The organism is Brotomerdimonas butyrica (assembly GCF_025567305.1).
GTDB lineage: Bacteria > Bacillota > Clostridia > Peptostreptococcales > Anaerovoracaceae > Lentihominibacter > Lentihominibacter butyricus.
Window position 1 is genome coordinate 82753 of record NZ_JAOQJP010000001.1, and the last position, 14365, is coordinate 97117.

At 51.3% G+C, this 14365-nt stretch carries 11 protein-coding genes; all 11 read left to right on the forward strand.

Annotated features, from left to right (window positions below; translation table 11 throughout):
• Window positions 1-5 precede the first annotated feature (5 nt).
• Window positions 6-4877: a nucleotidyl transferase family protein gene (locus OCV59_RS00360; RefSeq protein WP_147592343.1), complete on the forward strand. Its 4872-nt coding sequence runs from the start codon at window positions 6-8 to the stop codon at window positions 4875-4877.
• 40 nt (window positions 4878-4917) lie between these two features.
• Entirely contained in the window at window positions 4918-5898 is a 981-nt protein-coding gene (locus OCV59_RS00365) for a lactate dehydrogenase (protein ID WP_147592344.1), read from the forward strand.
• Between the two features lie 126 nt (window positions 5899-6024).
• Window positions 6025-7089, forward strand: a complete 1065-nt coding sequence (locus tag OCV59_RS00370) for a flavodoxin family protein (protein ID WP_147592345.1) — start codon at window positions 6025-6027, stop codon at window positions 7087-7089.
• A gap of 84 nt (window positions 7090-7173) precedes the next feature.
• Window positions 7174-8580 (forward strand): magnesium transporter, encoded by a 1407-nt coding sequence (gene mgtE, locus OCV59_RS00375; protein WP_262583979.1) that lies wholly within the window; start codon window positions 7174-7176, stop codon window positions 8578-8580.
• 197 nt (window positions 8581-8777) lie between these two features.
• Window positions 8778-9644 (forward strand): NAD(P)H-hydrate dehydratase, encoded by an 867-nt coding sequence (locus tag OCV59_RS00380; RefSeq protein ID WP_262583980.1) that lies wholly within the window; start codon window positions 8778-8780, stop codon window positions 9642-9644.
• Between the two features lie 28 nt (window positions 9645-9672).
• A complete protein-coding gene (locus tag OCV59_RS00385) occupies window positions 9673-10032 on the forward strand; it encodes a type II toxin-antitoxin system PemK/MazF family toxin (protein WP_147592347.1) in 360 nt (119 codons plus the stop codon).
• A 59-nt stretch (window positions 10033-10091) separates the two neighbouring features.
• Window positions 10092-10910, forward strand: a complete 819-nt coding sequence (locus OCV59_RS00390; RefSeq protein WP_262583981.1) for a transketolase — start codon at window positions 10092-10094, stop codon at window positions 10908-10910.
• Window positions 10910-11839, forward strand: coding sequence for a transketolase family protein (locus OCV59_RS00395; protein WP_147592349.1), 930 nt, complete (start codon window positions 10910-10912; stop codon window positions 11837-11839). Before OCV59_RS00390 ends, OCV59_RS00395 begins: the two co-directional genes overlap by 1 nt.
• A gap of 180 nt (window positions 11840-12019) precedes the next feature.
• Window positions 12020-12514, forward strand: coding sequence for a protease complex subunit PrcB family protein (locus tag OCV59_RS00400; RefSeq protein ID WP_147592350.1), 495 nt, complete (start codon window positions 12020-12022; stop codon window positions 12512-12514).
• Between the two features lie 165 nt (window positions 12515-12679).
• Window positions 12680-13447: a cell division ATP-binding protein FtsE gene (ftsE, locus tag OCV59_RS00405; protein WP_147592351.1), complete on the forward strand. Its 768-nt coding sequence runs from the start codon at window positions 12680-12682 to the stop codon at window positions 13445-13447.
• Entirely contained in the window at window positions 13444-14337 is an 894-nt protein-coding gene (ftsX, locus tag OCV59_RS00410; protein WP_262583983.1) for a permease-like cell division protein FtsX, read from the forward strand. Before ftsE ends, ftsX begins: the two co-directional genes overlap by 4 nt.
• Window positions 14338-14365: the final 28 nt, after the last annotated feature.

The window sequence follows — 14365 nt, forward strand, 5'->3', positions numbered from 1 at the left end:
ATGGTTTGATAAGAAATCTGGTAAAGGAGACGCAGCAGCTCCTGATGTGCGAAAGCTCGCTGGAAATACTGGGCATGAGCAGAAGAGGCATGTCGCAGCTGCTGAATGATTTTCAATGGAAAAAGACATTTGAAAAGCTTGCGAAGGACGGTGATTTTTCGGCGGGTACGATACTCGGTGCGCTGAAGCCGGTGATGGATACGTGGGCGGCTGAGCCGCAGGGCGGCTGGCTGGGATTCATATGCGAAGAGACGAAATCTCTGATGTATCCCGAAAATTACAGAGTCACGGCAGACGAAGGGCAGAAACGCGCGAAATATTTCTTTATGGAAAACTACCGCGCGCTTCTGGGATATGAGAGAGAGATCAAAGGGTTTTCGCCTACGGATCAGATAGAATTCCTTGATGATGACGAAGTCAGAGATTGCATGACCTTCAAGGAATATGAAAGACTGAAGGAATTCTGGTCCGGGAGCTATATATTCGAATTCATGAGGATAAGCCGCGAGATAACTCCGTTCAATACGGTGGGGCACATCGGAGGCGTGCACCACGTGGCGACTTTCGTGGGCAAACAGCTCGCGGGGACAGACATACCTGTGGACATGGCGCTGCTGTCGGGCGCTGCTGCAGGTCATGACATAGGCAAGTTCGGATGCAGCCCGCAGGAAGCCAGGAGGATACCGTATCTCCATTATTACTATACGGATGAGCTCCTGAGAAAAGAAAACATGCCGATGATCGCGCACATCGCGAGCAATCATTCGACGTGGGACCTTGAGCTCGAGAATCTTTCCGTGGAGTCGCTGCTGCTGATATACGCGGATTTCAGAGTCAAGAGCAGCAGGGAGAACAGGGAAGAGATAATACACTTCTATACGCTGGCAGAGTCTTTTGACGTTATATTGGGCAAGTTGGACAATGTCGACACCCAAAAACGTCAGCGCTATGAAAGAGTATATGCAAAGCTCAAAGATTTTGAGGATTACCTGACAGACATGGGCGTGCAGACGGACGTCAGTATGCCGCCGGCTGAGGATGCGGGGCGCAGAAAGAAAGACACGGCACTCCTGATGGGCAACGACGTCGTCGATCACATAAAGTATACGGCGATCGAGCACAATATCAGGATCATGAGCATATTCAACAACGAATCGTCGTTCGGCAGCCTGATCGAGGCGGCCAGAAGCGAAAAACAGTGGAAGAGCCAGAGAGCTTATCTCGACATACTCTCTGAATACTTCACATATATGACGAAGCCGGAGAAGCAGATAACGCTCAATTTCCTATATGAGCTGCTTTCACACAGAGAGGGAGATATCAGAAGACAGGCCGGAAGGCTCATGGGAAAGATCATAGCAAAATATGACGATGTCTACAGAAAAGAGCTTCCCGAGTGCGCGCAGGACAGCAGCATCAATATGACGGAGGCCGACGAGATATGGGACACGTATCTGCACAAGATCGTTTTCCCTGACTACAGAGTCACGGATCAGCACAGGAGCTGGATCGGATATACGCTGAAGGGCGTGCTGACAGGCATACTGGAAAACGCGGACAGCGACAAGGCCGGACTGTTCGTGCAGCGGTATCTCAGGCTGTTCGGATTCAGCAAAATGAAAGACAGCGCTGTTTTCGTACTGCTCGATTCAGTGATCTCGCTGCCTGACGGCATATTTTCCGATGAGGAAATGGCAGACGTGCTGGATTTTGCAGAAAAGGTATCCGTCAGGGAACCGGTGGAGATAAAGATCGGCTCACTGAGAGTCGCCGAATACATTTCCGGCAGACTCAGGACGACACCTGTACAGGACAGCATCCGGAAGATAATAAGGAACACCGAAGATACTGCAGAGAACATAGGCGTAGCGTACCTCGTCTACAAGGTGCTCAAAAATGTAGGCGAATACAGGACTGCCGGCATTTACTACAATAAGATAGAGACCCTGGAGCAGCACGGCACTCTCAGCGATGCGATATCGGGTATATTCCGTGAAAATCTCAAGGTCGGGACGCCGTGGGTCATGAAGATCATAAACATGGAATTCCTGCTGGAGCATGCGCTGAGCGACAGGCTGAAAGAGCAGACATTCTATCTTGCCGCGCATTTTTCGAACCTCGTGAAGGTGAGCGAGCGCGTGACTGTCAGACATGAAGCGGGACGCGGACTGATAAGGATCGCCAGCAGCCTTCCTATAGAGCAGATAAACGAGCTGGTCATAGAATTGACGAAAGGCCTTGAGATAGGAGAGTATCAGTTTTCGAAGTACATCCCGGAATATCTGGGAGAGCTCGTGCTGTATCTGCATCCGAGCGAGCTCGACGAGTTCATGGACAATATAAGCGAGCTGATAGAGAACACGAATGACAAGATCGGATCAGTCGCACTCGACACAGTTGGGGAGGTGCTGCAGAAATATTCAGGATACAGGTACCGCAACGGAGAATCGAAAAACGCATATGAAGCCAGAAAGACGAGGATGCTGGGAATGCTTCTCAAGGGACTGGCGAACTACCATGAAGTGGTCAGCCGCGAAGCGATAATGGTGGCCGGAAAATACATCTTCGGCACTGAGGAGCTTTCCGGAGAAGAGAAATTCGACGCTTTCAGACAGATATACAAGAAGATGCTGACGCTGATGAGCGGGATAGAAGAATATGACATGACTTTCTTCACGAATGCGGCGGCACTCAACCACATATACAGGTTCATATCTGACTACAGGTTCTGCTGCGGCGAGATGGAACTTGCTGTGAACGACAACGTTGCGTTTTTCCCGGGGACGTTCGACCCGTTCTCGCTGAGTCACAAGGGGATAGTGCAGGCGATAAGAGATGAAGGCTTCGAAGTGTACCTGGCGCTCGATGAATTTTCATGGTCGAAGAAAACGCAGCCGAGGATGCTGAGGCGCAGGATAATCTCAATGTCTGTGGCAGACGAGGCGGATGTGTTCCTGTTTGCCGATGACTTTCCTGTGAATATAGCGAATCCGAAGGATCTCAGAAGACTGAAGGATCTGTTCCCGGGCAAGGAGCTGTATCTCGTGGCGGGAAGCGACGTCATCATCAATGCATCGTCGTACAAGGCCGCGCCTGCGCCTGATTCAATACATTCGATGAACCATATAGTTTTCCAGAGGGAGACTCTTGAGGGAAAGGGTGAAGACAGGGCGGCGCTCGATGCGGCATATTCGAATATGAGCGGAAAGATACGAGAGCTAAAGCTGCCGGTATACCTTGAAGATATAAGCTCGACCCGCATAAGGGAGAACATAGACCTGGGACGGGACATATCGAACCTGATAGATCCGGTGGCGCAGAACTTTATATATGACAACAGTCTGTACCTCAGAGAGCCTCAGTACAAAAACGTGTTCGAGCGGAAAAACATAAGATTCGATCCGCTGAAACAGAGAGGCAGCGGTGTGCTCAGGGATCTGGAGGCAGGCATACACGCATCCGGAGCCGATCTCGGCAGGATAAAGGCTTATTTCGACAGATCAGACGTCCGGTCAGCAGCGATGCTGAACGAATACCGCAGGATATGCGCGGTCGCGGCTGTGAATGAACGGGAGACCGGCGAGCTTTACGAGGAGTTCGGAGATATAAAGATCGCGTCGTATCTGAGAGGCAAGGCGACAGGGCGCATGATGATAATAAGAGGACTTTACTGCTCCGAGGAGACGGATACGCGCAACCTGATGCAGATCATAACGACGGAAGTCCTGGCGGAAGCGGCGTCGAGAGATGTGACCTATGCCATCTACCATCCGCTGGACGGCGGGACCGATGAAAAGATCCTGGATGTGCTCAGCAGGCAGGGATTTGCCGAGATCGTGATAGACGGCGCGCCGCAGGGCGTGTACGAAGTCAACATGAAATCGCCTATGGCGGTGATAGAGAATATGGATACCGTGCTGAAAGAGCCGTTCAACACGAATCCGAGGATACTGGATATACTGGAAAGCACGCACATGGACATGCAGCGGGCTCTGACAAAGCTGAATCCGGGCAGTCTGGTGCTTTCGTTCAACGCAGGCATAATGCATCAGAAGATAGTCGACATGGTGACGAAGACGAACAACGTGCCTAATTATCCGAGGGCAAAACGTCAGCTGGGCGAATGCATGTGCGTCCCGTTCGGCAAGATACTGAGGGGCATGGTCGTGCCTAATACGGTGACGAAGACGCTGCATACCGAGAAGCGTTTCACGCCGACGCTGGACAGCTTCAGCATCGAGGAGTATCCGATGTACGCCACGATACCGAACCAGATAAAGACGATAAAATCATTCGGCCGGCCGGTGATACTCGTGGACGACCTGCTTCACAAGGGATACAGGATAAAGGCGCTGGACCCCGTTTTCAAGGAGAACGGTGTCGAGATAAGAAAGATGATAACCGGACTGCTTTCAGGCTACGGCAGGGATCTGATGAATATACAGGGTCGTGACGTGGAAAGCGCATATTTCATACCTGATCTGAAAGCGTGGTTCGTTGAATCGACGCTCTGTCCGTTCATAGGCGGAGACGGCGTGGAGACGCTCGAGAAGACGGAGGCGAATCTGATACCATCGATAAATCTGATACTGCCGTTCGCGGCGCCGGCTTTCCTGCGTGACTCGAGCAGGGAGTCCGTTTTCGATCTGTCGATGGTATGCCTGGAAAACGCACAGAAGATATTCAGCGTGCTGGAGGAGGAATACCAGAACCTGTTTGAGAGAAAGCTGACGATAAAGCGTCTGTCGGATGTGATAAAGTCACCGAGGATGCCTAACGGCTCGAACCGCGTGGCGGTTGATTTCAATCTGGCGCCGTCAGTGTACATGGCTGACTACATCGAAAGACTGAAGCGTCTCGAGAAGGCGCTGATATAGCTGATGCAGATGCTCACGGGATCACATGGAGGAAATGATCATGAAGAAAAGATATATAAATGAACTGATAGACAGCTCGCGCGGGGCTGTGCTCAGAAGCGGTGAAGTGCTGCTTCCTGATGCGGATCGTGTAAAGGCGGCAAACAGAGTAAATCTGCTGGCGCTCGGCGATGTCGGGGGCACAGTGCTGATGGGACTGAGACTGCTGGGCGGTGAAGCGGTCGGGCAGATAGGCATATACGATCTGGATCCGGCGATGATGCGCCGCTACGAGATGGAGATAAATCAGATCTGCTTTCCGGACGGCAGGACGCTGCCGGAGGTCAGGATGCTGGAGCAGGACGAACTGTTCGACTGCGACATGTTCGTGTTCTGCGCATCGAAGGGAGTGCCGCCTGTAGGTGCAGCAGGAGACGTCAGGATGGCACAGCTCGAGGCAAACAGCCAGCTGGTGGGGATATATGCCGATATGGCTGTAAAGGCCGGATTCGGCGGGATATTCGCAGTAGTTTCTGATCCTGTAGATCCGCTGTGCAAAGCGGCAGTGCTGTCGGGGCTTGCGCCTGAGCAGGTGCAGGGATACGGGCTCGGCGTGATGAACGGGAGAGCTTCGTATTTTGCAGCAAAGGATCAGAGGTTTTCGCAGTATCTGCGAGACGGGAGAGCCTTCGGGCCTCATGGGGCAGATCTCGTGATCGCAGACAGCATCTCGGCCTACGATGATGAGCTGTCTGCGGAACTGACGGAGCTTACCGTCAGAGCGAACATGAAGGTCAGAGAGGACGGCTTCAAGCCGTATATAGCTCCTGCCATGTCATCAGGCGCGATATCGCTTGCAGCCACACTCAGGGGAGAGTGGAACTACTCTTCGGTATATCTTGGAAAAGGGCACAGCGGCGCTTTTCTCGGGTGCAGGAACAGGAGAAGCAGTGAAGGCATCATCGTGGAGGATCTCCCGCTGGACGAGCGGCTGTTCAGCCGCATAAGGCATGCGTACGATGAGCTCAGAGCGCTGAGATAGGATCAGCGTGAAGCGTGTGCGTACTGCATTCGCATATCGTGAACGTGAAGCGGAGGCCGGCCCATACCTGATGTGTGCGGGCTGCAGGCCATATATAATGATATATGTAAAACGGGAGGTGACGATATGAAAGATCTTATGATAATAGATCCGTTCTGTCCGGAGGAAAGCAAAAAAGAGCGTCTGGAGAAAATAGTGACACACAGCGTCGGAGACTACTCATATGAACGGTTGACGACTGTCGAAGAGCTGGAAAACGCGGATCTGACGAACAAAAGGATACTGTTCACGCTGTCGCTGGGGCAGTCCGGAATAAACCTGAACTGGTACAGCATGATGAAGTATCTGCGTCTTAACAAGGATGCGCTCGACGGTTCGGTAGGAGGCGTGATACTCGACGGCAACAGCGAGATCTTTACGAAATCGACAGGCCGCAGCCTGGTGTTCACCGCCAACCGCGCAGGATGCACGTTCCCGGGGAGACCTCTGGTGGAAGGCACTAGGACGCTGAAAAACTACAACATACAGGCGAACAATCTGCATACGGATAATATGGGCGCCTATATGGCGGCAGGAAAGACGCTCGTAGAAAACATCATGAACTACAGACCCGTAAAGAAGGAGCATCCGGAAGTGCTCGTGCTGCATGCCAGCAGCCGCAGCACATCGAATACGATCGCTCTGTGGGAAATGATAAAGAAGCATCTTCCGGAATGCAGCTTCAACGAGATATCACTGCGAAACGGCGAGGTCATGGACTGCAGAGGCTGTCCGTATGACATCTGCCGCCATTTCGGCGAGGAGGGAGACTGCTTCTACGGAGGGCCGATCACACACAAGGTGTATCCGGGCATACTGTCGTGCGATGCGCTGGTGATGGTGTGTCCGAACTACAACGATGCGCTTGGAGGCAACCTCACGGCATTCGTGAACAGGATGACAGCGCTGTTCACGACGCACAGGTTTTACGACAAGCAGCTCTTCGGAGTCGTGATATCCGGATACAGCGGCAGCGATATCGTGGCAGAGCAGCTGATAAGCGGACTCAATATGAATAAAACCTTTGCATTGCCCGGCAGATTTGCTATACTGGAAACTGCTAATGCTCCTCAGGAAATACTGCATTCAGAGGGAATAGAGCAGCGTGCCGAAAACTTTGCTTATAATATGAAAAGAAATCTGATAAGATAAGACAATACTCACATACTACAGGTGAATGCGTAAACAGAGAAAGGCGCATATTTACATAAGAGAAACGAGGAAGGAGGTAATATCATGACTGAAACATCCATGGACATGGACCAGAAAACGCAGCAGTTCGATGAAGATGTGCAGAAAGTGCTGGATCTGCTGCAGGAAAAATCATACTTTAAAGCGAGGGATGAGATATTAAAACACAATGAAGTCGATATTAGCGAGATCCTCGAGGAGGTACTGGAGGAACTTGGCCTGGAAAAGACGATCATAATATTCAGGATGCTGCCGAAGGACGTGTCGGTAGAGGTGTTCTCATATCTGCCGTCCGACGACCAGGTGGCGATCGTACAGGGCATAACCGACCGGGAGATATCTTATATCATAGAAGAGCTGGACTTTGACGACAAGATCGACGTGCTCGAGGAGCTTCCGGCAAATATAGTCGACAAGATCCTCGAAAAGACGCCGAAGGAAGAACGAAGGCTGATAAACACGTTCCTGAATTATCCGGACACGTGTGCAGGCAGCCTGATGACACCGGACTATATAAGTCTGCAGGAGAACATGACGGTCGCTGAAGCGCTGGCTCACATAAAGCAGGAAGGCATGGACAGTGAAACGGTCTATACCTGTTATGTGAAAAAGGAAGGCAGGAAGCTGGACGGCATCGTGTCGCTAAGATCGCTCGTGATATCTGACGGCGATATGAAGATCGCAGATCTGATGAGCACGGAGTACGTTTATGTGAACGTTTACGACGACCAGGAGGAAGTCGCGGAGACTTTCAAAAAGTACGGATTCCTCGCGATACCCGTTGTAGACAATGAGCACAGGCTCGTCGGGATCATCACGTTCGACGATATCCTGGAGGTCATAGAAGAAGAAACGACTGAAGATATACAGAGAATGGCCGGTGTCATCGACGATTCGGATACCGAATATCTCGACATGGGCATTTTCAGGCATGTCAGGAACAGGCTGCCGTGGCTGGTGTTCATGAACATATCTGCGATGATAACAGGAACGATAATACTCAGATTCGAGGCGGTGCTGGCTCAGGTGATCGTGCTGGTATCGTATCTGCCGCTGCTGATGGGGACAGGCGGGAATACCGGGTCACAGGCGGCGACGCTCGTCATACGAGGCATGGCGATAGATGAGATAGAGCTGAAGGATGTGCTGAAGGTATTCTGGAAGGAATTCAGGGTCAGTCTGATACTTGGCGTGCTGCTGAGCATATTCAACATGGCGAAGGTCGTGTTCATAGACGGCGAAAGCATCCTGATAGGACTGACGGTGGCGCTTTCGATGACAGTGATAGTAATTTTTGCAAAGCTGCTGGGAAGCATGCTGCCGATGGCTGCCAAGAAGCTGGGGGTCGACCCTGCGCTGATGGCGAATCCGATGATATCGTCGTTCACAGACATGTTTTCATCGGTGACATTCCTGCTCGTGGCGTCACTGCTTCTCGGGATAACGCTGTAAAGGCGCCGGGCAGATTTCTGACGTGCCGCTGTGGGATCTTGATATGCGCGCATGCATGTACGGCATAAAATACAGCTGTGCATGCTGATGATGCCGTCGTGATGTTTCAATCCGCAGCGCGGTATGCTATAATAGTGACGCGGCCGGTATATATCGTATCGGCAGCTGCGCGTAATCCGGAAAAAACGGAGAATTTTATGGAAAATACAGGTTTAACGACTCTCGAATATGTAAATACTATTATCAGGGAAAGGCCCGAGGAGATACATAAAGGCCAGTGCGGCCGTGTTCTCGTCATGGCAGGTTCAAAAGGCATGGCCGGTGCGGCGGTGCTGGCATGCAGAGGCGCGCTGAAGTCCGGTGCGGGGCTTGTAAAGGCTGCAGTGCCGGATGAGATCAACGATATAGTCCAGATCGCAGTGCCGCAGGCGACATGCATGAGTATTTCCGAAGAGCTTTCCTCACGGTCACTCGAGATATACGGAGCGATAGCTGCGGGACCGGGAACGGGAGTTGATGAAGGAAATTATACACGCATAAAGAAAATACTTAACTGTTATGAAGGACCTGTCGTGCTGGATGCTGACGGACTCAATTCATTCTGCAGGTTCGACGACAGACTTGAAACGATAAGAAAAAGAAAGAGTCCGACCATACTGACGCCTCATCCCGGTGAAGCGGACAGGCTGCTGGCGGCTTTGCACGAAAAAAGCGTGAGAGAGCTCGGCAGGCAGAAGGCTGCGGAGACGATAGCGGAGCATACAGGAGCGGTAGTCCTGCTCAAAGGCGCAGGCACAGTGGTGACCTTTGCGGGAAGAGGAACATATATTAATACCACAGGCAACCCGGGAATGGCGACGGGCGGAAGCGGAGATGTGCTGACAGGCGTCATCGCTGCGATAGCCGCGTCAGGAGCGGATGCACTGGATTCTGCCAGGACGGGAGCATTCATCCACGGTATGGCGGGAGACATCGCTGCAGAGCGTCAGGGCCAGTGGGGCATGACGTCGGTGGACATAGAAGAAGCTCTGCCGGCAGCATTCAAAACGATAGTAGGGAAATAGAGATATAAATATTAGGAGTGTGATGGACTTGAGCATTAAGAAGGGAGACCTTTATTTTGCTGATTTAAGTCCGGTGACGGGCTCCGAGCAGGGCGGGATAAGACCCGTTCTGGTAGTACAGAATGATGTAGGGAACAGATACAGTCCGACGATAATCGTCGCGGCGATCACTTCAAGGAAAAACAAGGCCGATCTTCCGACCCATGTTGAGATAGAAGCGGGCGGGAACGGCTTATCAAAGAATTCGACAGTATTAATGGAACAGCTCAGAACTATAGATAAAACAAGGCTCAAGGAAAGGATCGGAACGATCGACAGGAACCGTTTACCGGAAATAAATGAAGCGCTGAGCGTCAGCTTGGGGATACAGAACGATTCATTTTTCTGATGTATGAAAGGGCTGCATCGTCAGCCCTTTATAATAAATAATAAAACATGGAGGAAGCTATGGATATAAAAGCTCTGGAAAAGACAGCAGCAGAGGTTAGAGTAGGAGTGGTAAAAGCTATACATAATGCGGGATCGGGCCACCCCGGAGGTTCGCTTTCGGCGGCTGATATAGTAACGGCACTGTATTTCAGCGAGATGAACGTGGATCCGAAAAACCCGAAGATGGAAGGTAGAGACAAATTCATCCTTTCAAAGGGACATGCAGGTCCTGTGCAGTATTCGGCTCTTGCCCTGAAGGGATATTTTCCTGTGGAAGATTTCATGACACTGAGAAAGCTCGGTTCGAAATTCCAGGGACATCCTGATATGAATAAAGTGCCGGGGATCGAAATGTCAACAGGTTCGCTGGGACAGGGATTCGCGGCAGCAGGCGGAATGGCTATCGCAAACAAGCTCAATAATGATCCGGGAAGGATATACGTGCTGCTCGGAGACGGCGAGATCCAGGAAGGCATCGTGTGGGAGGCAGCTATGTCTGCGGCACACTACAAGCTCGACAATATGGTGGGCATTCTGGACTACAACGGACTCCAGATCGACGGAAGGAACGAGGACGTCATGACCGTAGCGCCTGTGGCCGACAAATTCAGGGCTTTCGGATGGAACGTCCTGGAGATAAACGGACATGATTTCGAAGAGATACTGGATGCCTTTGCAAAAGCCAGAGAATGCAAGGGAAAACCGACGATGATAGTGGCAAAGACAGTAAAGGGCAAGGGCGTATCGTTCATGGAGGACAATGCAGGCTGGCACGGCAAGGCGCCTAACGACGAAGAAACTGAACAGGCAGTAGCAGAACTTGGAGGTACGATGTAATGGCAGATAAAATGGCAACGAGACAGGCTTATGGCAAGACCCTGATAAAACTGGGAGAGCAGTATCCCGATCTGGTGGTCATGGATGCAGACCTTTCCAAATCGACACAGACTGCGGAGTTCGGCAAGACATACCCTGAGAGATTTTTCAACATGGGTATCGCGGAGCAGAACCTCTATGCGACAGCTGCAGGCATCGCGCTTTCGGGCAAGACGGTCTGCGCCAGCACATTCGCGATGTTCGCTGCAGGCAGAGCATTTGAGATAATAAGGAATTCTATCGGCTACACGAAAGCCAATGTAAAGATCTGCGCTACGCATGCGGGCATAACCGTAGGCGAGGACGGCGCGAGCCATCAGACGTTTGAGGACATCGCCCTGATGAGGACCATTCCGGGCATGACTGTCATCAACCCGTCGGACGGTGTGTCGGCAGCCAAGCTGTTGGAACAGGCAGTAGCTATGTACGGACCGTGCTATGTCAGACTCGGTCGTGCGGCAGTTCCTGTGTTTTACAAGGAAAGCGACGAGATAACACTCGGAAAGGCGAATGTCGTAAGAGACGGGAAAGACATTACTGTCATCGCTACGGGAATAATGGTGAACGAAGCTGCGATGGCGGCTGAAGCTCTCGCAAATGACGGCGTCGACGTGAGAGTGATAGACATGCACACCATCAAGCCGCTCGATGAGGAGATCATCATAAAGGCTGCGAAAGAGACTGGCGCGATAGTCACTGCCGAGGAACATTCAGTGATCGGCGGACTCGGCAGCGCAGTCGCAGAAGTCGTGGTGAAGAACGCACCGGTGAAGATGGCTATGGTCGGACAGCACGACACGTACGGCGAGTCAGGAAAGCCGGATGAACTCAAGAAAAAGTACGGTATGACGAGCGACGATATCATCGCCGCAGTCAGATCTCTGCTGTAAAGCGCAGACGGTCCGGCATGCCGGGCAGCTGAAAGCGAAACTGTGTATGCGTCAGCCGCAGGAGAGATCCGATGCCGGCGCAGACAGTGTGGATGCCGGTGCTGCAAATACTGAGTCATAAACTCCTTTTTCCGTAATAGATTTCTAGTATGGATCATTACGCGGAAAGGAGTTTTTGTTTTGAAGAAAATAAACAGAGAGAAGGACAGTGCAAAGGCCGGAAACGGCGGGCTGCAGGGAGGAAAGAAAAAGCTGATAGCTGCAGGGATCGCTGCTGTCGTGCTGATCTGTGCGGCACTGGTGTTCGTAAGATTTATCGGCGGAGATACGCCTGTGGACTTCAGTGAAGTAGCGGAGAAAGACATGCCTGACGACATAACCTCAGACATCATACCTGAGTACAGGTCGCTCGAGAGGGCGCTGGCATGTGCGATAGACGACGATGTGTATGTGGTGGTCACGCGCGGTGAAAAGCCGACGTCGGGATTCGGCGTCAGTGTGAAAAAGCTCGTTCTCGAAGAGAAGGACGGGAAGGAAAACCTGATCGTATACGCATTGTTCGAAGATCCGCAGAAACAGACTGCGATATCGCAGATACTTACATATCCGGTCAGAGTCGTGAAGACAGATCTCAAGTCTCTGCCCGATACGATAGAGCTGAGGATACAGTACTGATCCTGCATCATGACAGTGTCGTGCAGCTTTCACATAACCTTCACGAAAATGAGCAGGTTTCAAAGAATATAGGCCGTAAATCCCCATAAAAAGTTGAAAACGACTACCGCATATAGTAAAATTAGAATGTATGTTTTGCAATATAGAAAGGGGCAGAAACGATATATGATCGTATTCAACAACGTAACGAAATATTACAAGTCGAATGTGGGCATTGAAAATGTTTCGGTAAAGATAAACAAGGGGGATTTCGTTTTCCTGGTAGGCCCCAGCGGCGCAGGAAAATCGACTTTTATAAAGCTTATTCTCAAGGAGATAGATGCGGATTCAGGGAGTATCAAAGTAAGGGGAAACGAGGTGACGACGCTCTCGAACAGACAGGTGCCGAAGCTGAGGAGAAACATCGGCATAGTGTTCCAGGACTTCAGACTGCTTCCCAAAAAGACGGTCTATGAAAACGTGGCATTTGCCATGGAGATAATACACCAGCCGAAGAAGCTCATCAGAAAATACGTGCCTCAGGTGCTGAGCATGGTGGGGATAGCTTCAAAGGCTGACAAATATCCGGACGAGCTTTCGGCCGGTGAACAGCAGCGTGTGGCGATCGCAAGAGCGATAGTCAACAAGCCCAGGATACTGATCGCCGACGAGCCGACAGGCAATCTTGACCCGGATACGGCATGGGAGATAATGCAGCTTCTCGACCAGATCAATATGAGAGGCACCACGATAGTGATGGTGACACATGCTAAGGATATCGTCGACAAGATGGGCAAGCGTGTCATAGCTATAGAAAAAGGCAGGATAGTGAGAGACGAGTTCGGAGCATATGGTTATGAGGAAGCCCTTGCTGAGATGGAGATGACTGACGATACGCTTCAGAGCAAGCGCACATTCAGATCCAGATTCAGGAGAGGGGGCGACGAGTGGTGATAAAGCGATTTTTTTACACAGTGAAGCAAGCATTCCTGCAAGTGCTGAGAAACAGAGCGATGTCGCTGGCGTCGATATTCGCGATCACGGCGATGCTGCTGATACTGAGCCTTTTCTTCATACTCGTGATAAACGTGAACACTGCTGCGCAGACGATACAGCAGGACTACGATTCGATAGAAGTGTATCTGAAGGATGATGTCACCGAGGAGCAGGCCGATACGATCATCGATGATCTGAGGACCCAGGACGGAGTCGAGGATGCGTACTACAAGAGCAAGGAAGACGCGATGGACGAGTTCAAGACCAGATGGGGAGAAAACGGATATCTGCTGAACAGCCTTCAGGAAAACCCGCTTCCGAATTCTGTCGTGATAATGATAGGCGACCTGGAAAAGGCGGATTCGCTGGCTCAGAAAGCTGCTACATACGACGGAGTCGAGGACGTCAAGTTCTACAAGGATACTGTCGACAAGCTGCTCGGAGCAACGAAGTTCGTTCAGATCGCAGCCATAGTGGTGATGATATTCCTGATAATAGTATCGATAGTCGTCGTGTCGAACACGATAAAGCTTACAGTGTTCAACCGTGCGAACGAGATAAACATCATGAAGTATGTGGGAGCGACGAACTGGTTCATACGGGGACCGTTCCTGGCTGAGGGGATCATAATAGGCGTGATCTCGGCAGGCATATCGATAGGGCTGTCAGCGCTGATATACAGGCAGATAGTCAAGGCGATAGGCGATCAGCTGCTTTCAGTACTGTCGATGCCGATGGTTCCGGTCGGATTCCTCGTGTATAATTTCACCTGGATATTCCTGGCACTCGGTATAAGCATAGGAGCATGCGGAAGCATGATATCGATGAGAAAATTCCTTGATGCGTGATGAACGGCGAACGATGGACGGACAGCAG